The sequence below is a fragment of the Sporichthyaceae bacterium genome, from assembly GCA_036269075.1.
Classification (GTDB): domain Bacteria; phylum Actinomycetota; class Actinomycetes; order Sporichthyales; family Sporichthyaceae; genus DASQPJ01.
In genome coordinates this window covers 61,085-82,112 of sequence record DATASX010000084.1, presented here as the reverse complement: position 1 = coordinate 82,112, position 21,028 = coordinate 61,085, and the positions used below count along the sequence as shown (strand labels likewise).

Here is a 21,028-nt window from a genome sequence, read left to right as displayed (position 1 = left end):
GGCCGGGCGCGCCGCCCGGCGCATCACGGAGGCGTCTCGCGCAGCACGTACCCGACGCCGCGCACGGTGTGCACGAGTCGTGGTCCGCCCTCGGCCTCGGTCTTGCGACGCAGGTACCCGACGTAGACCTCGAGGGAGTTCGCGGTGGTGGGGAAGTCGAACCCCCACACCTCCTCGAGGATGCGCTCCCGGCTGAGCACCTGGCGTGGGTGGCGCAGGAACAGCTCCAGCAGGGCGAACTCGGTGCGGGTCAGTTTCAGGTCGTGCTCGCCGCGGTGCACCTCGCGGGTGGAGGTGTTCATCGACAGGTCGACGAAGGCCAGGTGGCCCGGGTCGGCCTGGTCGGACTCGCTGCCGGAACGGCGCAGCAGCGCGCGCAGGCGGGCCAGCAACTCCTCGAGCGCGAACGGCTTGGGCAGGTAGTCGTCGGCGCCGGCGTCGAGTCCGGCGACGCGGTCGGCCACGGCGTCGCGGGCCGTCAGCACGAGGATCGGGACGTCGTCGCCGGTGGCGCGCAGCGCGCGGCAGGCCTCCAGGCCACCCATCCGCGGCATCATCACGTCGAGCACGAGCGCGTCGGGTCGGTTCGTCGCAATCTGCCCGAGCGCGGCGGCGCCGTCGGCGGCGAGGTCGACCTCGTAGCCGTTGAACGTCAACGACCGACGAAGCGACTCACGGACCGCCCGGTCGTCGTCGACGACGAGAATGCGCATGCGCCCAAGTGTGCCCCAGGTTGCGCCGCTTCGCGTGGGTTCAGGCGCGGGTCACACCCAGTTCGGGGTCGTCGACGGCGAAGGTCCGTACCGGGCCGGGCTCGGTCGACTCGCGGGTCTCGAACCGGACGGTGACCCGGCCCAGCCCGGAGCCCCAGACCCAGCCCGCGCCGAGCCGCCGGTGGTGCACGTCCTGGCCGGGCACCCAACGGGTCGGCCGCTCGTCGGCCGGCGGTTCCGCGGGCTCGGCCGACCCCTCGGCGGCCGGCTCGGGCGCAAGGTCGAACAGGTCCTCCTGGGTCCAGTCGGTCAGGCCGCTGACGCCGACCCCTAGCAGCCGCAGTCCGTCGGTGGTGTCGACGGCGGCCAGCAGGCGCCGTGCGGCCGCGCCGACTGCCCGCCCGTCGTCGGTCGGGCCCGGCAGGGTGGCCGAGCGAGTCAACGTGGAGAAGTCGGGCTTGCGGGCCTTGAGCGTGACCGTGCGCGCGGACAGCCCGGACTCCCGCAGTCGGGCCGTGACCACCGCGGCCATCCGGTCGACGACGGCGGCCAAGGTGGCCCGGTCGACGAGGTCGCGCTCGAAGGTGTCCTCCACGCTGACCGACTTGGCCTCCCGGTGCGCGGTGACCGGCCGGGTGTCCTCGGCCCGCGCCAGCTGGGCCAGCAGTCGGCCGTGGGCGCCGCCGAGCAGCGCCACCAGGTCGTCCTCGCCGACCGTGCCGAGGTCGGTCACGGTGTGCACGCCGATCTGTCGCAGCCGGGCCTCGGTGGCCGGGCCGACGCTCCAGATCCGCCGCACCGGCATGGGCCCGATCAGTTCCAGCTCCGCACCCGGCGGCACGACCCGCAGCCCGTCGGGCTTGTCCAGGTCCGAAGCGATCTTCGCGACCAGCTTCGAGGTACCGGCACCGACCGAGGCCCGCAGTCCGGTGCCGGCGTGCACGGCGGCCTTCAGCTCGGCGGCCACCGCGCGGACCCGGCCGGTGTCCCACCGGTCGCCGGCGGCAGCCAGGTCCACGAAGCACTCGTCCAACGAGATCGGTTCGCAGACCTCGCTCAGCCGGCCGAGGGTGTCCATCACGATCGTGCTGACCTCGCGGTAGGCGCTGAACCGGCCGGCCAGGAAGGCGGCGTTCGGACACAGCGCGCGGGCCTGGGCCATCGACATCGCCGACCCGACTCCGAACGGGCGCGCCTCGTACGAGGCGGTGGCGACCACACCGCGCGGCCCGATGCCCCCGACGATCACCGGCTTGCCGCGCAACGACGGCTTGTCGCGCTGCTCGACGGCGGCGAAAAACGCGTCGAGGTCCAGATGCAGGACAGTGGGTTGGTCACGCATCTGAGCGAGTGTGGCGAGCGAGGAACGAGTGAGGAGCCCGAGGGACATCGGGCTCGCGGCGAGCCTGAGCGACATCGGGCGCAGGGGGTGGTGTCCCCCAACCACCGCCGCCGGGGGTGGCCACCTCGAGCACGTCCCCGATATCGGCGGACACGCTGTCGCAGCCGCGCAGCGCGACCACGGTGCCGTCGGCGCGGACCAGCCGGTTGCTGCCCAACGCGCCCGGTGCGCCGCCGGCCATCCCGTACGGCGGCACCCGGCGGTGCCCGGACAGCAGGCTGACGTCGACCGGGGCGGTGAACCGCAGCCGGCGCAGGGCCCCGTCGCCGCCGCGGTGCACCCCGGCGCCGCCGGTGCCCGCCCGGATCGAGAATTCCTCGACCACGACGGGGAATCTGGTCTCGAGCACCTCCGGGTCGGTCAGCCGGGAGTTGGTCATGTGGGTCTGGATCACCGGTGCACCCGGGCCCTCCGGTCCGGCGCCGGAACCGGAGCCGACCGTCTCGTAGTACTGGTGCTCGGCGTTGCCGAACGTCACGTTGTTCATCGTCCCGGAGCCCTCCGCGGCGACGCCCAACGCGCCGTAGAGCGCGCCGGTGATCGCCTGCGAGGTCTCCACGTTGCCGGCCACCACCGCGGCCGGCGGGCTGGGCGCAAGCATCGAACCCGCCGGCACGACGATCCGCAGCGGTCGTAGGCAACCGTCGTTCAACGGGATGTCGCGGTCGACGAGTGTGCGGAACACGTAGAGCACCGCCGCGGTGACGATCGAGGACGGGGCGTTGAAGTTGTCCGCCAACTGCGGGCTGCTGCCGGTGAAGTCGACGGTGGCCGCCCGGGCGGCGCGGTCCACCGCGACCCGCACCGCTATCACCGCCCCGTTGTCCATCTCGTAACGGAACTGACTGTCAGTCAGATTGTCGATCACGGCGCGGACCGCCGCCTCCGCGTTGTCCAGCACGTGCCCGGCGTAGGCGGTCACCGCCGCCGTGCCGAAGGTGGCCAGCGCCCGGTCCAGTTCACCCAGCCCGGTGGCGTTGGCCGCGACCTGGGCCCGCAGGTCGGCCAGATTCACCTCCGGGGCCCGCGACGGGTACCGGCCCGCGGTCAGTACCGCCATGGTCGCCGCCGTGCGAAAGGTCCCGTCGCGCACCAGCAGGTGCGCGGTCAACCGCACGCCCTCCTCGTCGATGGTGCGGCTGTCGGCCGGCATCGAACCCGGGGAGCGGCCGCCGATCTCGGCGTGGTGGCCGCGCGAGGCCAGGAAGAACAAGGGGGCGTCGGGGGTCGCATCACCGGCGTGCTCCAGTTGCTCCGCCCACACCGGGGTCACCACGGTCACGTCGGGCAGGTGCGTGCCGCCGCGGTAGGGGTCGTTGAGCGCGTACACGTCGCCCGGGCGCATCCCCGGTCCGCACTCGGTGATCAGCGCGGCCACCGCCGCGCCCATCGAGCCCAGGTGCACCGGCATGTGCGGGGCGTTCGCGATCAGCCGACCGGCCGAGTCGAACACCGCGCAGGAGAAGTCCAGGCGCTCCTTGATGTTCACCGACCGGGCCGTGGCGGCCAGCCGCGCGCCCATCTGCTCGGCGATCGCCATGAACAGGTTGGCGAAGATCTCCAGAAGCACCGGGTCGGCCGTGGTGTCCGCGGCGACGGCCGGGACCGCACGGGGGTGCCCGCGGCGCAGCACCAGGTGCCCGGCCACGCCGGGCCGGGCCACCCAACCCGGCTCGACGACCGTGGTGGACCCGTCCTCGGTGAGGATCGCCGGTCCGGCCACCGACTCGTCCGGACCGATCCCGTGGCGGGACCGCAGCACCGCCCGGTGCCAGGTGCCCGCGTCGTGGAACGGGACTGCGACCGCGACGTCGTGCTGCACCGGTGCCGCCGGGATCGGGCGGTCGCGGCCGTGCTCGGACCCGGTCACCCGCAGCGACTCGACGGCCAGCCCGCGGTCTGGTTCGAAGCCGAACAGTCGACGGTGCGCGGTTGCGGCGGCCGTCGTCATCGCCTCGATTCCGGACAGCTCGACCGGGATCGAGGCATCGGCGCCGGCGTAGCGTAGGTGCGCCTCGACGCTGACCCGGACATCCTCGGCGGCGACGCCCTGGGCGCCCAACTCGGCCCGAACCGCTGCGGTGAGTTCGCCGGCCACTGCGGTTAGCCGGTCCTCCAGGTCCGGCGTCAGGGGCTGCTCGACGGCCTGCTCGCGTATCGCGGTCAGCTCGGCCAGCCCGATCCCGACGGCGCACAGCAAGCCGGCCAGCGGCGGCACCAGCACGGTGTCGACGCCGAGTTCGTCGGCGATCGCGCAGGCGTGCTGGCCGCCCGCGCCGCCGAAGCTGAGCAGCGCGTAGCGCGACAGGTCGCGGCCGCGGCGCACCGAGATCGTCCGCACGGCGTTGGCCATCTCCGTCACGGCCACCCGGCGGAACCCCTCGGCGACCTGCTCGGAGGTGACCGCGCCGAGTTCGGCCGCCAACTCGGCGAACGCCGCCTGCACCGCGGGCAGGTCCATCGGTCGGTCGCCGGTCGGCCCGAACACGGCCGGCAGGTGCTCGGCGTGGATCCGGCCGAGCAGGAGATTCGCGTCGGTGATCGTGAGCGGGCCGCCGCGGCCGTAGGCGGTCGGGCCGGGCTGCGCACCGGCCGAGTCCGGACCGACCCGGTAGCGGTCGTCGACGACGGCGAGCACCGAACCGCCGCCGGCGGCGATCGTGTGGATGGCCAACATCGGGGTGCGCAGCGGGACGCCGGCGATCTCGTTGTCCCGGTTGCGTTCGAAGCTGCCGGCGTAGTGCGAGACGTCGGTCGAGGTACCGCCCATGTCCAGGCCGACGAGTTCGGTGAAGCCCGCCCGGGCGGCCAGTTGCGCCGCGGCGACGACCCCGGCCGCCGGGCCGGACAGCACGGCGTCCTTGCCCCGCAGGTGGGCGGCCTCGGTCAGCCCGCCGTGCGAGGTCATCACCAGCAGCCGGACGCCGGGCAGTTCGGCCGCCAGTCGTGCCAGGTAGGCGTCGGTGATCGGGGACAGGTAGGCGTCGACCACGGTGGTCGCAGCCCGCGGCACCACCCGCAGCATCGGGTCGACGACCGCGGAGCAGGACACCTGCTCGAAGCCGACCTCGCGGGCGACCCGGGCCGCGGCGTGCTCGTGCTCCGGGTGGAGGTGGGCATGCAGGCACACCACCGCCAGCGACTGCGCGCCGGCCGCCCGGGCGGCGGCCAGGTCCGTCCGCAGCCGCTCGAGGTCCGGGGCGCGCAGCACGGTGCCGTCGTGAGCGACCCGCTCGGCGTATCCCAGGACGGTCTGCTGCAGCGGCGCGGGCCGGACGAGGGTGCGGGCGAAGATCCGCGGGCGGTGCTGGTCGCCGATCGTCGGCAGGTCGGTGAACCCGTCGGTGATCAGCAGGGCGGTGCGCGCACCGCGGCGTTCCAGCAGGGCGTTGGTGGCCACGGTCGTGCCCAGCCGGACCGAGGCGACCCGGTCGGTGGGCACCGCCGCGTCGGCCGGCGTCCCGAGCAGTTCGCGGATCCCGGCCAAGGTGGCGTCGGGGTAGTGGCCGGGGTTCTCCGACAGCAGCTTGCGGGTGTGCCAGCGGCCGTCCGGGGCGCGGCCCACGACGTCGGTGAACGTCCCGCCGCGGTCGACCCAGAACTCCCAGCGCTCGGACGACCCAGCGCCGGTCGCCAGTTCCGTCCCAACCATCCCGCGAGCCTCCATTCGTTTCAGTTGTCACATAGCTAACTTGAGTCCCAGTTGGCCGGACGGGGACAGCCGGAGCCGACAGATCGAGCCGACGAGAGGGCTCCCATGATCGAGGCACGCAACCTGCGCAAGACATACGGCTCCCAGGTCGCGGTGGACGACCTCTCCTTCGACGTCCGTCCCGGCCTGGTCACCGGCTTCCTGGGCCCCGACGGCGCGGGCAAGTCCTCGACCATCCGACTCATGCTCGGCCTCGACCACGGTGGTGGCCAGACCCGCTTCGAGGGCGTTCCCTACCGTCGGCTGAACCAGCCGATGCGCGTCGTCGGCGCGGTCGGCGACGCGCGGGCCTTCCACCCCGGGCGACGGGCGCGCTCGCACCTGCGGATGCTCGCCACCGCCCAGGGCATCACCCGGGAGCGGGTCGACGAGGTGCTGGAGTGGGTCGGTCTGGCCGACGTCGCCGACCGGCGGCTGCGGACCTTCTCGATCGGCATGAGCCAGCGCCTGGCGCTCGGCGCCGCACTGCTCGGCGATCCGCGGGTGCTGATCCTGGACGAGCCCACCGAGGGCCTGGACCCGGCCGGGGCGAAGTGGCTGCGCGGGTTCCTGCGCGCCTTCGCCGCCGAGGGCCGGATCGTGTTCATCTCCGGCAACGACGTCAGCGCGTTGGCCCAGACCGCCGACCACCTCGTGGTGATCGAGAAGGGCCGCCTGATCGCCGACGAGCCGACGGCGGTGTTCGTCGGCCGGCACGGGGTCGGGGAACTGGTGCTGGTGCGTACCCCGCACCTGGAGCGCCTGGGTCGGCTGCTCTCGGCCACGGGCGCCCGGGTGCGCCGCGCCGAGGACCATCAGCTCGCGGTGTCCGGCCTGGACCTGGCCACAGTCGGCGACCTGGCCTTCCGCAACGGAATCGTGATCCACCAACTCAGCTCCGGGGTGGCCACCCTGGACGCGCCGTTCGACGAGCCGAGCACCCCGCGCTGGGGCGACTCGTTCATCCCGGCGCAGAGCCCGTCGCGCCTCGAGCCGTCCGAGTTCGGCTGGTCCGGCGACGACACCCAGAACATCTCGGTCTCGGACCTGTTCGGCCGGAACGAGCCGTGAGCGCAGTTCCGCAGACCAGCCGGCGCGACCAGGGGGAGAACCGATGAGAACGACGCTGATCGCCGCGGTCCGGTACGAGTTCGTGCGGACGCGGTCGGTGCGCTCGACGTGGGGCCTGGCCCTGGGCATGTGCGCCCTCAACGGCTTGGCCACGATGTCGATCGCGCAGGAATTCCTGAACGGGTCGCGCACGACGGCCCTGCCGGCCGACGTGCTGCGGCTGCTCACCGGCGGTTCGCTGGTCGCCTCGATCTGCGGGGTCACGCTGCTTGCCGGCCTGCTCGGCGTCGTGATCGGCGGCCAGGACCAGCACCGGGGGATGAGCGCCGCCACGCTGCTGGCGGTGCCGCGTCGCGGTGTGCTGCTGTGCGCCCGACTGCTGGTGACGGCCGTCTGGGCCGCGGTGGCCACGAGTGCCGCGCTTGTCGTGTCCTACGCGGTCGCCTGGCAGCGGCTGGGCAGCGCGTGGGGGTTCGGGGTGCTCGGGCACGGACACGTCGCGGCCGCGTTGGCCGGTGAGGTCGTGCTGGCGATGCTGACCGCGTTGTTCGGTCTCGGCTTGGTCGGGGTCGTCCGGCGGACGTTCGTCGCCGGTGCGATCCTGCTGGCGCTGCCGCTGGTGGTCGAGCCGGCCGTGAACCGGATGCTGCTCCACGACAACAGCACGATGTCCCGAACCGCTCTGGACTACCTGCCGTTCCGGTCCGCGGGCAAACTCGTCGACCTGGTCTCGCAGCGGGGCGGCGGTTCGACCCTGTGGTCCGCGCCCGCATCGCTGGGCGGCGTGATCTTCCTGCTGCTGGTCGCGGCCGCGACCGCCGCCGGTGGCGCGTTCCTGCTCAACCGCGACGTCTGAGGTCGCGCCAGGACGGCCCGCCGATCCGGCGCGCCGTGGCAGGATCCGTTCATGGGTTTCCAGATCACCAACGACCCGGCGGCCGACGCTGTCCTGGACGAGTACCCGCTCGCGGTCGTGATCGGTATGCAACTGGATCAGCAGTACCCGATCGAACATGCCTTCCGGGGCGGCTGGAAGATCCTCTCCCGGTTCGGGTCGCTGGACCCGGCGGTGATCGCCGCCGCCGACCCGGACAAGTTCACCGAGCTCTGTCGAACCCCGCCCGCGATCCACCGCTACCCGGCGGCCAAAGCCGCACGGGTGCAGGAACTGGCCGTGCTGGTGGAGGCCAAGTACGACGGGGACGTGACCCGGCTCTGGAGCGAGGCCAAGACCGGCGCCGACCTGTACAAGCGGCTCAAGGAACTCCCCGGCTTCGGCGACCAGACCGCGCGGATCCTCCTCGCACTGCTCGGGAAGCAGTTGGGCGTGCAGCCGACCGGCTGGAAGGCGGCGGCCGGCGACTATGCGTTGAAGGGCTACCGCTCGGTCGCCGACGTCACCGGCCCGGACGCGCTGGCGAAGGTCCGGGAGTTCAAGAAGCAGAAGAAGGCAGCCGCCAAGGCCGCCACGGAGGCAGCCGGTGGCTGACGCGGGCGGGGCCGCTGCGCGGACCGCGGATCTGGAACTGGCCGGGGCGATGCTGCGGCACGCCCCGGTGCCGTTCGCGGTCCTGGACACCGAGCTGCGGTACCTGATCGTCAACGACGCCCAGGCGGCCCTGCACGCCGTGTCGGTCGAGCGGCACCTCGGCCACCGCCCGACCGAGATCCTGCCCGCCGACCTCGCGGCACACATCGAGGCCGCGGCCGCCGACGTCCTGGCATCCGGGCGCCCGCAGCGCATCGGCGAGCCGGTGCCCGCCCCCGGCGCGGCCGGCCGGTCGTTCGCGGCGTCCTGGTACCCCGTCCACGATCCGGACGGCCGGCTGATCGGCGTGGCCGCGATGCTGAGCGAGACCACCGACCTGCTGCGCTCCAACCGCGCCCTGCGGGCCAGCGGCGATCGCGCCCAGCGGCTGCTGGAGTCGACGACTCGGCTGGCGCCCGCGCTGCGCGTCGAGCAGGTGCTGGCCACCATGACCGAGATCGGGCGGGACGCGCTCGGCGCCGACTACACCGGGATCGGCGTGGTCAACAACGGTCGCATCCGGCTGCCGGTCCCGCTCGGCGCCAATCGGCCCGACCCGTGGATCGAGGTGGCGCCCTCGGAGCAGACGCTGGTGGCGCTCGCGCTGCGCGACGGCAAGCCGATCTACGTCGAGGACGGCACGCGGTACCTGGAACTGGTGACCAGCGCGGCGACTCGGCAGCTGCTCGCCGAGATCGACGAACGCTCCTGGGCGCTGGTTCCGCTGCGGACCACCGGCGCGCCCTTCGGGGTGCTGCGGCTGGCATTCCGGACCGAACGGGTGCTGGCCGCCGGGGAGCGGTTGTTCCTGGAGGCGTTGGCCGGGCAGTGCGCGATGGCCGTGGAGCGGGCCCAGCTGTACGAGCGGGAACGCGACGCCGTGGTGCTGCTGCAGCGCAGTCTGCTGCCGACCGAGGTCCCGCCGACGCCCGGACTCGAGGTGGCCTGCCGTTACCTGCCGGGCCGTGCGGAGTCCGCGGTCGGCGGCGACTGGTACGACGTGTTCGCGCTGCCGGACGGTCGGTTCGCCCTGGTGGTCGGCGACGTGATGGGCAACGGCCTGGAGGCTGCCTCGTGCATGGGCCGGGCCCGGGGCGCCCTGCGGGCGTTCGCGCTCGGCGACCCCGACCCGGTGGCGGTCTTCACCGGCCTGGACCGGTTGTTCCAGGCCGCGGAGGAGCCGGAGATGCTCACCACCTGCGTGTACGGGGTGATCGACGCGGCCGAGGGCACGATGGCCACCGGCAACGCCGGCCACCTGCCGCTGTTCGTCTCCCGGGTCGACGGATCGGTGGAGATGGTCGTGGCCGACCCGCCCGGGACCCCGTTGGGCTGGGCCGAGCCCCGGGTGCCCGGCCCATGGCTGCGGTTGTCGCCGGGGGACGTGCTGGTCGCGTTCACCGATGGCCTGGTCGAGAGCCGCGACCGAGCCCTGGACGTCGGGCTCGCGGCCGTCGCTGAAGCGCTGCGCGAGGCGCAGGGCCGGTCGGCCGAGGAGGTGTGCGACCGGGTCCAGGCGGCGCTGCTCGCGGGCCGTCCGCGAGACGACGACGTGACGCTTCTGGTAGCCCGGCTGCAGCCCGGCGCGCCCTAAGCCGAGTGGCGGCCCGACACCTTTGGCGCGGCCGTGTCAAAATGGTCGCTCAGGTGCCCGTTTCCGTTCTTGCGGTCGGACGCCGTACCTCCCCCTCAACTACGCCGAGAGGCAGTTCGTGTCGGTTACGACGTCCCCTCACCCCGAGCCCGACGGTCCCCGGCCGTCTGGTCGGACCAGCGCAGCTCGTGCGGCCTCCCCGCGCGTCGCCGCGACCGAGACCGTGGAGGCCAAGCCCGCCCGGTCCCGAGCCGCCGCGGCTGCGGAGCCCGCCGCCAGGCCGGCGCGCAAGACGGCCGCCAAGGCGCCGGAGGCCGACGGGGCCCCGAAGCCGGCCCGCAAGACGGCGGTCAAGGGCGCGATCGCCGAGGAGGCCAAGGCGCCTAAGGCCGTCGCCGCCAAGCCCGGCGACGAGGACGGCCCGGACGACGAGGTCGTCGAGGAGGCCGAACTCGAGGGCCTGGTCGAAGAGGTCGTCGCGGGGACTGCACTGGTCGTCGAGGAGGCGGAGCCCGCCGCCGAGGAGCCCTCGGGTCCGGCCGGTGAGGAACTGGAGGCCGAGGAGTTCGTCCTCTCCGACGATGACGACGACGAGCCGGCCGCGCAGGTCGTGCAGGCGGGCGCGACCGCCGACCCGGTCAAGGACTACCTGAAGCAGATCGGCAAGGTCCCGCTGCTCAACGCCGAGCAGGAGGTCGAGCTCGCCAAGCGCATCGAGGCCGGCCTGTTCGGCGAGGAGAAGCTGAACTCCGACGAGAAGCTGTCGCCGAAGCTGCTGCGCGAGCTGCAGATCATCGCCGAGGACGGCCGTCGGGCGAAGAACCACCTGCTCGAGGCGAACCTGCGACTGGTCGTGTCGCTGGCCAAGCGCTACACCGGCCGCGGCATGCTGTTCCTGGACCTGATCCAGGAGGGCAACCTCGGGCTGATCCGTGCGGTCGAGAAGTTCGACTACACCAAGGGCTACAAGTTCTCGACCTACGCGACCTGGTGGATCCGGCAGGCGATCACCCGCGCCATGGCCGACCAGGCCCGCACCATCCGTATCCCGGTGCACATGGTCGAGGTCATCAACAAGCTGGCCCGCGTCCAGCGGCAGATGCTGCAGGACCTCGGCCGGGAACCCACCCCGGAGGAGCTGGCCAAGGAACTCGACATGACCCCGGAGAAGGTCATCGAGGTCCAGAAGTACGGCCGTGAGCCGATCTCGCTGCACACCCCGCTGGGCGAGGACGGCGACTCGGAGTTCGGCGACCTGATCGAGGACTCCGAGGCGATCGTCCCGGCCGACGCGGTGTCGTTCACGTTGCTCCAGGAGCAGCTGCACTCGGTGCTGGACACGCTGTCCGAGCGCGAGGCCGGGGTGGTCTCGATGCGCTTCGGCCTGACCGACGGCCAGCCGAAGACGTTGGACGAGATCGGCAAGGTCTACGGGGTGACCCGCGAGCGGATCCGGCAGATCGAGTCCAAGACCATGTCGAAGCTGCGCCACCCGTCGCGCTCCCAGGTCCTGCGTGACTACCTGAACTGAGGCCGCACCCGGTGGGCAGGCTCAGTGGCCGGCCGGGGCCGAGTTCGAGCTCTCCGCGCCGCTGGTCGGCGGGTTCCAGTGGGTGGCCGAGTAGCTGATGACGCCGGCGGTGCTGAGCAGGGCGCCGATCATGGCCAGTCGCACGGCCAGTTGGGTGGCGAAGGAACGGATCGTCACGAGCACCCCTGCGGTCCGGCGTTGTCCCGACACCGGTTCGACGGGAGGCCCTGACTGGGGGTTTCATACCTTTGGCCCGAGCCGACTCATGCGTTCGGCTGATACCGGGCTGTTTCTCGGATCCGAATGTGCTGTGAAAAATCGCATTGCGTGAGTTCCCGCAAACGAGATCGATTCACACGAATCGTCAAGTTCCACAGCCGCGAGGCGGGGATCACACCCGTTCGGCGGTCGGAAAACGGACGCGGCGAGCACCCCCGGATGGGTGCTCGCCGCGACAGACCGATTGGGCCCGTTGGGCTACTTCTCGTCCTCCGTGGGACCGGCCGGCGTGGTGCTCAGCCGAGCCGTCTGGTCGTGGAACTCACGCGCGACCTCGCGCAGCTTCAGCTCGTGCTGCCGCCCGTGGTGGGCGCAGAACAGCAGTTCACTCTTGGTGAGGACCACCCGGACGTAGGCCTGCGCACCGCAGCGGTCGCAGCGGTCGGCGGCCGTCAGCGCTTCAGATCCTGCAAGAACCGTGGTCACGATTGCCTCATCTCGTCATGGCGGTACGAGAGTTAGAACAATACGGCGGACGTGAATCGTTCCCGTTCACCGACGTTACCTTCTCGGCGCGCCGAAACCAGTTCTCAAGCCATACACAACGCCAAACCTTGGCGTTCACCTTCAGTTGGGCCCCTGCGGTCCCGGCCTTGTGTGTGCGCTTGGACTTGCTCCTACCCCGCGCAGGTTCCGGTGAAAGGTGGGATTTGTCCGAACGGCGCAACTGCCTCCTCCGAACGTACGAGGTGTGGCGCGATCCGACACGTCCCGAGCGCGGCGTGTCGGCGCGCCCGCCACAGGCACGAGTAGATTTCGGACCGTGACCGCGCGTACCGCTGCTGCCGCTGGTGCGCCTGCACCTGGGGCGGGCTACACCGCCCGCCATCTCATGGTTCTCGAGGGCCTCGAGGCTGTCCGTAAACGTCCCGGGATGTACGTCGGGTCGACGGACGGCCGCGGGCTCATGCACTGCCTCTGGGAGATCATCGACAACTCCGTCGACGAGGCCCTGGCCGGGCACTGCACCTCGATCGAGGTGACCCTGCACCCCGACGGCTCCGCCGAGGTGCGCGACGACGGCCGTGGCATCCCCGTGGACACCGAGCCCCGGACCGGCCTGTCCGGCGTCGAGGTCGTGATGACCAAATTGCACGCCGGCGGGAAGTTCGGTGGGGGTTCCTACGCCGCTACCGGCGGCTTGCACGGCGTTGGTGCGTCCGTGGTGAACGCGTTGTCCTCCCGGCTCGACGTCGAGGTCGACCGCGACGGGGCGACCCAGGCGATCAGCTTCCGACAGGGCACCGCCGGTGCCTTCGCCGGCGACGGGCCGAAGGCGAAGTTCACCGCGTCCTCCGGGTTGACCCAGGTCCGTCGGGTAGCCAAGCGGGTGACCGGCACCCGGGTCCGGTTCTGGCCGGACCGGCAGATCTTCCTGCCCGAGGCCGCGTTCTCGGTCGAGGACCTGCACACCCGCAGTCGGCAGACGGCGTTCCTGGTCCCGGGTCTGAAGATCCGGGTCACCGACGCGCGGTCGCCGAAGGAGGTCACCGAGGAGTCCTACTGCTTCGCCGGTGGGTCCACCGAGTTCTGCGAGTTCCTCGCGCCGGACACCGCGATCATGGACACCCTGCGGATCACCGGTTCGGAGACGTTCACCGAGACTGTGCCGGTGCTCGACGAAGCCGGTCACATGACCGTCTCCGAGGTCGAGCGCGAACTCGAGGTCGACATCGCCCTGCGGTGGGGAGCGGGTTACGACACGACGGTCCGCTCGTTCGTGAACATCATCGCCACGCCCAAGGGCGGCACCCACGTCGCCGGGTTCGAGCGCGCGCTGGCGAAGACGTTCAACGAGGTCGCCCGGGGGCAGAAGTTGCTCAAGGTCAACGAGGACGCGCTGGCCAAGGAGGATGTGCTCGAAGGCCTGACCGCAGTGGTCACGGTGCGACTGGCCGAACCACAGTTCGAGGGTCAGACCAAGGAGGTGCTGGGCACTTCCGCGGCCAGCCGCATCGTGGCCCGCGTGGTCGAGCGGGAGCTACGCAACTTCCTCACCGCCACCCGTCGCGCGGACAAGACGGCGGCGCGTTCGGTGCTGGACAAGGTCGTCGCCGCGGCCCGGGTCCGGGTCACCGCCCGCCAGCACAAGGAGCACCAGCGTCGCAAGAACGCACTGGAGACCTCGTCGCTGCCGGCGAAGCTGGCCGACTGCCGCAGCGAGGACGTGGACCGCAGCGAGCTGTTCATCGTCGAGGGTGACTCGGCGCTGGGCACCGCCAAGATGGCCCGCAACTCCGAGTTCCAGGCGCTGTTGCCGATCCGCGGCAAGATCCTCAACGTCCAGAAGGCCGGCGTCGGCGACGTGCTGAAGAACGCCGAGTGCGCCTCGATCATCCAGGTCGTCGGGGCCGGCTCCGGGCGAACGTTCGACATCGACGCGGCCCGCTACGGCAAGGTCATCCTGATGACCGACGCCGACGTCGACGGCGCCCACATCCGCACGCTGCTGCTCACGCTGATCCACCGCTACATGCGGCCGCTGGTCGACGCCGGACGGGTCTACGCGGCGATGCCGCCGCTGCACCGCATCGAGGTCGTCAACCCGGGCAAGAAGGCGAACGAGGTCATCTACACCTACACCGACGCCGAACTGCGCACGACGCTGGCGGACCTGACCAAGAAGAACCGGTCGTTCAAGGAACCGCAGCGCTACAAGGGTCTCGGGGAGATGGACCACGGCCAGTTGAAGTCGACCACGATGGACCCGGCCAGCCGGACGCTGCGCCGCATCACCGCCGGCGAACTGGACGAGGCCGAGAAGGTCTTCGACCTGCTCATGGGCTCGGACGTGGCGCCGCGCAAGGAGTTCATCGTGTCCTCGGCGAACCTGCTCGACCGCTCGCGCATCGACGCCTGAGCCCGAGCCGAGCCCCAAGCCTGCACTTCTGCTGCCTGTCCCACCTATCACTCGGGGCGGATAGGTGCGACAGGCAGCAGAAGTCGTCAGGTCGTGGGGCCGGCCACGGCGCCGAGCACCTTCTCGAATCGGACGCCGGAGCCGTCGCGACGGCCGTCCGCCTCGGGCAGGTCGACCGGGGCGCCCTTGGGATCGGCGGCCCGCGCCGGGGTGGCGCCGGCCCAGCCGAACGTGAGGACGTCCTCGCCCCTGAGGAACCGGTGGCAGCGCACGCCGCCGGTGCCGCGGCCCTTGCCCGGGTACTCCTCGAACGGGGCGACCTTGATCGACCCGCCGCCCACGTCGAGCGCCCCCGAGCTGCCGGAAACGGTGACCACCACCGCGGGTCGGATCGGGTCGACCACGCCGAACCAGGAGACCTTGGCGCCGTCGGTGACCCGGATCCCGGCCATGCCGGATGACGTCCGGCCCTGCGCGGTGACCGCACCGGCCGGGAAGCGCAGCAAGTGGGCATCGTCGGTGAGGAAGACCAGCTCGGCGGTGTCACTGGACACCGACGCGGCACCCACTACCGTGTCGCCCGGCTTGAGCGCGATTACCTCCCAGTCGTCCTTGTTGGCGGGCACGTCGTACTTCAGTCGTTTGACCACCCCGGTCGCCGTGCCCAGCGCCATCGTCGGCCCGTCCGGGTCCAGTGAGGCCAACGCGACGACCCGTTCGCCCTTCTCCAGCCGACAGAACTCGGTTACCGGGCCGCCGCCGGACAGCGCCGGTGGCGCGGCGGTGGGCGGCAGTGCGGGCAGGTCGACGACCGGCAGCCGGATCATCCGACCGCTGCTGGTGACCACGCCGATGTGGCCGCGCGCGGTCGCGGTGACCGCCGAGACGACCACGTCGTGCTTGGCCCGCTTGCCCTCGGTCGTCGGCGCTTCGGCGTTGGCGGTGCGGGCCAGCAGCCCGGCCGAGGACAGCAGGACCCAGCACGGGTCGTCGGTGACCTCGAGCGGCACCGGACCGGCCGCGACGCCGTCGGACTCCAGCAGCACCGTGCGGCGCGGGTCGGCGTGCTTGTCCGAGAGTTCCTTCAGCTCGGTCGAGACGGTCTTGCGCAGCAGGGCGTCGGACTCGAGCAGCGCCGTCAGTTCCTCGATGGAGGCGCGCAGTTCGGACTGCTCGCGCTCGAGCGCGAGGTTGTCGTAGCGGGTGAGCCGACGCAGCGGGGTGTCCAGGATGTAGTCGGCCTGAATCTGCGTCAGATCGAACACCTGCATGAGGCGTTCGCGGGCCGCGGCGGTGTCGTCGGAGGTCCGGATGACCGCGATGACCTCATCGATGTTCAGCAGCGCGATCAGCAGACCGTCGACCAGGTGTAGTCGGTCGGTGGCCTTCTGCCGACGGAACTCCGAGCGCCGCCGCACGACCTCGAAACGGTGCTCCAGGTAGACCTGGAGCAGTTCCTTCAGGCCCAGGGTCAACGGTTGGCCGTCGACCAGCGCGACCGCGTTGATCGCGAAGCTGTCCTCCAGCGGGGTCAGCCGGTAGAGCTCCGCCAGCACCGCCTCCGGGTTGAACCCGCCCTTGATCTTGATCTCCAGGCGCAGGCCCTGGGTGGAATCGGTCAGGTCGTCGACCGCCGCGATCCCGGCCAGTTTGCGCGCCGTGACGAGGTCCTTGATCCGCGAGATGACTTTCTCGGTGCCGACGCCGTAGGGCAGTTCGGTGACGACCACTGCTTTCTGACGGGCCGTCACGTTGCTGATGTGCGCGGTGGCGCGGATGCGGAACGAGCCGCGGCCGGTCTCGTAGGCCTCGCGGACGCCGTCCAGCCCGACGATCTTGCCGCCGGTCGGCAGGTCCGGGCCAGGCACGAAACGCATCAACGCGTCGAGGTCGGCGTTCGGGTGCGCGATCAGGTGTCGGGCGGCGGCGATGACCTCGCCGAGGTTGTGGGGCGCCATGTTGGTGGCCATGCCGACCGCGATGCCGGCGGCGCCGTTGACCAGCAGGTTGGGGAACGCCGCCGGGAGCACCGTGGGCTCCCGCTCGCGCCCGTCGTAGTTCGGCGCGAAGTCGACGGTGTCCTCGTGGATCGAGCGCACCAGGTCCATCGCCGGTTCGGCCAGGCGGCACTCGGTGTAGCGCATGGCGGCCGGGCCGTCGTCGAGCGTGCCGAAGTTGCCCTGGCCGTGGACGGTCGGCAGGCGCATCGAGAACGGTTGCACCATGCGGACCAGCGCGTCGTAGATGGCGCCGTCGCCGTGCGGGTGCAGTCGGCCCATGACCTCGCCGACCACGCGGGCCGACTTCACGGTGGACGTGTCGGGCCGAAGACCCATCTCGGCCATCTGGTAGAGGATCCGGCGGTGTACCGGTTTGAGGCCGTCCCGGGCGTCGGGCAGGGCCCGCGACCAGATCACCGAGTACGCGTACTCCAGGAAGGAGCCGCGCATCTCCTCGGCGACGTCGGTGATGATGATCCGCTCGTCGGGATGCGTTGGGGGCGGGGTGGCAGCCATGCGCTCATTCTCAGGCGCTGCTCGTGCTGAGCGTCGAAGGGCCACGCCCCAAAATTTCGCGACTTCTGCTGGGTGTCCCACCTATGGAGGTGCTGCGAAGGGTGGGACAGGCAGCAGAAGTCGGGTGGTTGGGGCGGCGTCAGGCGGTCAGGGCCACCGCGATCCGCGCGGCAACCTCGACGTTGGAGCGCGCCAGTGCGATGTTCGCCCCGAGTGCGGCACCGCCGGTGGCCTGCTGCAGGTGCGCGAGCAGGAACGGGGTCAGTTCTGCGCCGATCACGCCGGCACCGGCGGCTGCGGCAAGGGCACCGGCCAGGGCGGCTTCGTGGGCCGCCGGGTCCAGTGCGTCCGCGCGCGGGACCGGGTTGAGGAAGAGCACCGCGGAGGAAACACCGAGCGCGGCGTTCGCCTCCAGGATTGCGGCCGCCTCGTCCGGGGAGTCGACTCGCCAGGGACAGGGGAGACCGGTGGTGCGCAGGTAGAAGCCGGGCACCTCGTCGGTTCCGTAGCCGACCACGGCCACCCCGAGGGTCTCCAGGCGTTCCAGCGTCGCGGGGATGTCCAGGATCGACTTCATCCCGGCGCAGACCACGGCGATCGGCGCGCGCGCCAGGGCCTCCAGATCGGCCGAGACGTCCCATTGCGAGCCGTCGAGTCCCGCCCCATGGACCCCGCCGAGCCCGCCGGTGGCGAAGACCCGGATCCCGGCGCGGTGAGCCAGGTGCGCGGTGGCCGCGACCGTGGTGCCGCCGCTGCGACCCGACGCGACCGCCGGAGCCAGGTCGCGGACCGAGAGCTTGGCGACGTCCGCGCGGGCCAATCGCGGCAGGTCGGCGGCGCCCAACCCGATCCGGACCTGCCCGTCCAGCACCGCGATCGTGGCCGGGAGGGCGCCCGCGGCGCGGACCGCCGCCTCCAGGTCGCGGGCCAGCGCGAGGTTGTCCGGCCGCGGTAGGCCGTGCGTGATGATCGTGCTCTCCAGGGCCACCACCGGCCCGCCGGCAGCCAGCGCGGCGGCGACCTCCGGGGCGATCGTCGTGTGCTCCACGGCGGCACCGTAACGGCGTTCTTGTCCACAGCGGGAGCGGCCGTGCGCGGCGGGCCGCCCGTCGGTGGAAGGATTCCGGGGTCAGGGCCGGAACCCGCCGCTAACGGCGGGTCCTGCTCTGCGGTCCGGAACGGAGAGCATGCCTTGGTGGACACCAGCGTCGCGCGCGAAATGTGGCGGGCGATCCAGCGCAGCGGCTACTACCCCGAACTGGTCGGCGAGGGCATCGACGCCGCCGTCGGGAAGGAGGCGCTGCTGGCCTACCTGGTCAACCAGGAGACCACGCTGGACTCCGAGGAGGTCCGCCGCCATGTGACCGTGCTGGCGCTCACCCCGACCCGGCTGATCGTCGGGCACACCGACGAGCACGGCGCCGACGACGACAACCCGACCGCCTACGCCACCACCTCCACCGAGTGCGTTGCGCTGCGGAAGGTCGGCACCGTGGTGGTCAGCCGCACGGTCGCCGACCCGGCCGCGCACGTGGTCGGTGCACTGCCCAGCGCGGTCGTGCTCACGGTGGGCTGGGGCGCGGTCAGTCGACTCGACCTCGAACCGGCCGCGTGCGGCGACGCCAATTGCGAACTCGACCACGGCTACACCGGTACTGCCACCGCCGACGACCTCTCGCTGCGGGTCTCCGAAGCCGGCGACGGGCGGGCCGCGGTCGCCGAACTGCTGGCCTTCGCCGGGTTCCTGTCAGCAGCCATCGGCTCCGGCTGATGACGATCGTCGCGCCGCCCTACGGGCGCCGGACTCTGGCCGACCTGATGCCCGCCGTGCTCGCGAACCTCGGTGTGCCCGGTGAGAAGGACGTGCTCGGGCTGCACCTGCCGCGTCGCATTGCGGTGCTGCTGGTCGATGGTCTGGGCGCGGACCTGCTGGCGACCCACGCCGACCGGGCGCCCTGCCTGACCTCGTTGGCCGCGGACGTGAAGGGCGGTCGGTTGGCCGCCGGGTTCCCGACGACCACCGCCACCTCGCTGACCTCCCTGGGAACCGGGCTGCCGCCCGGTGCGCACGGGGTTCTCGGACTGACCATGCGCCGCCCAGACGGCGAACTGCTGTCGGCCCTGCATTGGGACGCAGCCGTTGTCGACCCGATCGCCTGGCAGCCGCATGCCACCGCGTTCGAGCGGGCCACCGCGGCCGGCGTCATGGTCAAGTCGGTGGGCCCGCGGCGGTTTCGGGGCAGTGGCTTGAACACGGCGGCGTTCCGCGGGGCGGTGTCGTGGGGCGCGGAGTCGCCGGGGGAGCTGGCGGCCGGGACCCTGCGGGCGCTGGGGTCCGGCGCGCCGGGGGAGCCTGCGCTGGTCTACGCCTACCACGGCGACCTCGACGCCACGGGCCACCGGGAGGGCTGCGAGTCGGCTGCCTGGGGCTTCCAGTTGGAGCACGTCGACCGGATCGTCGAGCAGATCGTCAGCGGGCTGCGGCCTGGCGATGCGCTGCTGGTCACCGCCGACCACGGGATGCTCGACGTACCCAAGGACGAGCAGGTCGACGTCGATCAGCGGCCGGAACTGCTCGCCGGGGTCGAGTTGCTGGCCGGCGAACCGCGGGCCCGGTACGTGCACACCGTGCCGGGTGCGGCGGCGGACGTGCTGGCCACCTGGCGGGAGGCGCTCGGCCCGGACTGGTTGGTGTGCGCACGCGATGAGGCGGTCGCGGCAGGCTGGTTCGGCGTGCTGGACGCCGGTCGCGAGGCGGTGATCGGCGACGTCCTGGCCGTTCCGCTGGGCGCCGGCGCGGTGATGGCCAACACCGCCGAACCGATCATGGCCAAGCTGATCGGCATGCACGGCGGCCTGACCGCGGTCGAGCAGTACGTGCCGTTGTTGTGCGCCCTCGGCTGAGGTCCGAACAGTCAGGAGCCGCCATGTCGTCGTTGATCACCCCGGGCGAGTTGGCCGAAGCGTTGGCCGGGCCGCGGCCACCCGTGGTGCTCGACGTCCGCTGGCCGATCCCCGGGCCGCCCGACCGCGCCGGGTACCGCAGCGGTCACATCCCCGGCGCCCGGTTCGTGGACCTGGACACCGAACTGTCGGCCCCGGCGGGCGGGGCCAGGGGCGGCGGCCACCCGTTGCCGAGCGCCCGAGTGTTCACCGCGGCGATGCGCGCCCACGGGGTGCGCAAGTCCCGTCCGGTGGTCGTGCACGACTTGGACTCGGGGCTGGCTGCCGGACGCGCCTGGTGGTGTCTGCGCTACTTCGGGCACCGGGACGTCCGCGTGCTCGACGGCGGCTTCGCCGGGTGGCGGGCGGCGAAGTTCCCGGTGGCCAAGGGTGAGCCGGACCCGGTGGAGCCGGGCAACTTCCTGGCGGCGGCCGGGGCGCTGCCGGTGCTGGACGCCGACGGCGCTGCGACGCTGGCGAAGAAAGGTCTGCTGCTCGATGCCCGGTCCGCCGCGCGCTATCGCGGCGAGGATCCGGCCGACCTGGTGCGTGGACACATCGCCGGCGCGGTGAGCGCGCCGACCGTGGAGAACGTCGACGCCGCCGGGAACTGGCTGCCTGCAAAGGAACTGACGCAGCGTTTCCGAGGTCTAGGGGTGAGGCGCAAGCCGGTCGGCGTCTACTGCGGCTCGGGTGTGACGGCCTGTCACACGATCCTGGCGATGGACACCGCCGGCCTGCCGACCCCGGCACTCTACGTCGGCTCCTGGAGCGAATGGTCTGCCCAGGAGCGCCCCGCCTCGACCGACTGAGCGCCCCGACCGGCCGGCCCCAATCTCATCTTCTGCCGTGTCGCGCGCCCTTCCGCGACGCGGAAGGGCGCGCGACACGGCAGAAGAT

16 protein-coding genes are annotated in these 21,028 nt (G+C 71.9%); 9 read left to right on the top strand and 7 right to left on the bottom strand.

Translation table 11 applies throughout. The features are described 5' to 3' along the window. Positions 1-23: 23 nt before the first annotated feature. Genes VHU88_15200 through VHU88_15190 form a run of 3 tightly spaced genes read right to left on the bottom strand, consistent with a single transcriptional unit; the run spans position 24 to position 5,767 of the window. Positions 24-713, bottom strand: coding sequence for a response regulator transcription factor (locus VHU88_15200; GenBank protein ID HEX3613032.1), 690 nt, complete (start codon positions 711-713; stop codon positions 24-26). Positions 714-753: 40 nt separating this feature from the next. Then, on the bottom strand, positions 754-2,055 hold the full coding sequence (locus VHU88_15195; GenBank protein HEX3613031.1) for a DNA polymerase IV: 1,302 nt from the start codon (positions 2,053-2,055) through the stop codon (positions 754-756). Beyond that, positions 2,048-5,767, bottom strand: a complete 3,720-nt coding sequence (locus VHU88_15190) for a hydantoinase B/oxoprolinase family protein (protein HEX3613030.1) — start codon at positions 5,765-5,767, stop codon at positions 2,048-2,050. Before VHU88_15190 ends, VHU88_15195 begins: the two co-directional genes overlap by 8 nt. 105 nt (positions 5,768-5,872) lie before the next feature. Between VHU88_15190 and VHU88_15185 the strand changes: the two genes are divergently transcribed. From VHU88_15185 to VHU88_15165, 5 genes are all read left to right on the top strand, one after another. Further along, positions 5,873-6,877, top strand: a complete 1,005-nt coding sequence (locus VHU88_15185) for an ATP-binding cassette domain-containing protein (GenBank protein HEX3613029.1) — start codon at positions 5,873-5,875, stop codon at positions 6,875-6,877. 43 nt (positions 6,878-6,920) lie between these two features. After that, positions 6,921-7,733, top strand: coding sequence for a hypothetical protein (locus tag VHU88_15180; protein ID HEX3613028.1), 813 nt, complete (start codon positions 6,921-6,923; stop codon positions 7,731-7,733). Between the two features lie 51 nt (positions 7,734-7,784). Continuing rightward, the gene (locus VHU88_15175; protein HEX3613027.1) at positions 7,785-8,366 is read left to right on the top strand and encodes an HhH-GPD-type base excision DNA repair protein; all 582 of its coding nucleotides are present in this window, start codon (positions 7,785-7,787) and stop codon (positions 8,364-8,366) included. After that, positions 8,359-9,999, top strand: coding sequence for a SpoIIE family protein phosphatase (locus tag VHU88_15170; GenBank protein HEX3613026.1), 1,641 nt, complete (start codon positions 8,359-8,361; stop codon positions 9,997-9,999). The genes VHU88_15175 and VHU88_15170 overlap by 8 nt, the downstream gene beginning before the upstream one ends. 118 nt (positions 10,000-10,117) lie before the next feature. Next, positions 10,118-11,530 (top strand): RNA polymerase sigma factor, encoded by a 1,413-nt coding sequence (locus tag VHU88_15165; GenBank protein ID HEX3613025.1) that lies wholly within the window; start codon positions 10,118-10,120, stop codon positions 11,528-11,530. Between the two features lie 21 nt (positions 11,531-11,551). Here the strand turns inward: VHU88_15165 and VHU88_15160 are convergent, their stop codons facing one another. Further along, positions 11,552-11,707, bottom strand: coding sequence for a hypothetical protein (locus VHU88_15160; GenBank protein ID HEX3613024.1), 156 nt, complete (start codon positions 11,705-11,707; stop codon positions 11,552-11,554). 300 nt (positions 11,708-12,007) lie between these two features. Continuing rightward, positions 12,008-12,235, bottom strand: coding sequence for a hypothetical protein (locus VHU88_15155; protein HEX3613023.1), 228 nt, complete (start codon positions 12,233-12,235; stop codon positions 12,008-12,010). A gap of 337 nt (positions 12,236-12,572) precedes the next feature. On the opposite strand from VHU88_15155, the gene VHU88_15150 reads away from it, so the two are divergent. After that, positions 12,573-14,669, top strand: a complete 2,097-nt coding sequence (locus VHU88_15150; GenBank protein HEX3613022.1) for a DNA topoisomerase IV subunit B — start codon at positions 12,573-12,575, stop codon at positions 14,667-14,669. Between the two features lie 86 nt (positions 14,670-14,755). On the opposite strand, the gene VHU88_15145 is transcribed toward VHU88_15150, so the two are convergent. Then, positions 14,756-17,185, bottom strand: a complete 2,430-nt coding sequence (locus VHU88_15145) for a DNA topoisomerase IV subunit A (protein HEX3613021.1) — start codon at positions 17,183-17,185, stop codon at positions 14,756-14,758. 139 nt (positions 17,186-17,324) lie between these two features. Further along, complete coding sequence (locus VHU88_15140) at positions 17,325-18,233, bottom strand: pseudouridine-5'-phosphate glycosidase (protein ID HEX3613020.1); 909 nt, start codon at positions 18,231-18,233, stop codon at positions 17,325-17,327. 147 nt (positions 18,234-18,380) lie between these two features. Between VHU88_15140 and VHU88_15135 the strand changes: the two genes are divergently transcribed. From VHU88_15135 to VHU88_15125, 3 genes are read left to right on the top strand one after another with little or no spacing between them, the layout of a single operon-like run. Continuing rightward, complete coding sequence (locus VHU88_15135) at positions 18,381-18,956, top strand: DUF5998 family protein (GenBank protein HEX3613019.1); 576 nt, start codon at positions 18,381-18,383, stop codon at positions 18,954-18,956. Further along, a complete protein-coding gene (locus VHU88_15130; GenBank protein HEX3613018.1) occupies positions 18,956-20,089 on the top strand; it encodes an alkaline phosphatase family protein in 1,134 nt (377 codons plus the stop codon). Before VHU88_15135 ends, VHU88_15130 begins: the two co-directional genes overlap by 1 nt. A gap of 23 nt (positions 20,090-20,112) precedes the next feature. Further along, positions 20,113-20,940, top strand: a complete 828-nt coding sequence (locus VHU88_15125) for a sulfurtransferase (GenBank protein HEX3613017.1) — start codon at positions 20,113-20,115, stop codon at positions 20,938-20,940. Positions 20,941-21,028: the final 88 nt, after the last annotated feature.

Excerpts from the sequence above, each read along its gene's own strand:
- VHU88_15185 (HEX3613029.1), top strand. The coding sequence starts at position 5,873 with ATGATCGAGGCACGCAACCTGCGCAAGACATACGGCTCCCAGGTCGCG.
- VHU88_15180 (HEX3613028.1), top strand. The coding sequence starts at position 6,921 with ATGAGAACGACGCTGATCGCCGCGGTCCGGTACGAGTTCGTGCGGACG.
- VHU88_15190 (HEX3613030.1), bottom strand. The coding sequence starts at position 5,767 with ATGGTTGGGACGGAACTGGCGACCGGCGCTGGGTCGTCCGAGCGCTGG.
- VHU88_15200 (HEX3613032.1), bottom strand. The coding sequence starts at position 713 with ATGCGCATTCTCGTCGTCGACGACGACCGGGCGGTCCGTGAGTCGCTT.
- VHU88_15175 (HEX3613027.1), top strand. The coding sequence starts at position 7,785 with ATGGGTTTCCAGATCACCAACGACCCGGCGGCCGACGCTGTCCTGGAC.
- VHU88_15195 (HEX3613031.1), bottom strand. The coding sequence starts at position 2,055 with ATGCGTGACCAACCCACTGTCCTGCATCTGGACCTCGACGCGTTTTTC.
- VHU88_15125 (HEX3613017.1), top strand. The coding sequence starts at position 20,113 with ATGTCGTCGTTGATCACCCCGGGCGAGTTGGCCGAAGCGTTGGCCGGG.
- VHU88_15130 (HEX3613018.1), top strand. The coding sequence starts at position 18,956 with ATGACGATCGTCGCGCCGCCCTACGGGCGCCGGACTCTGGCCGACCTG.
- VHU88_15145 (HEX3613021.1), bottom strand. The coding sequence starts at position 17,185 with ATGGCTGCCACCCCGCCCCCAACGCATCCCGACGAGCGGATCATCATC.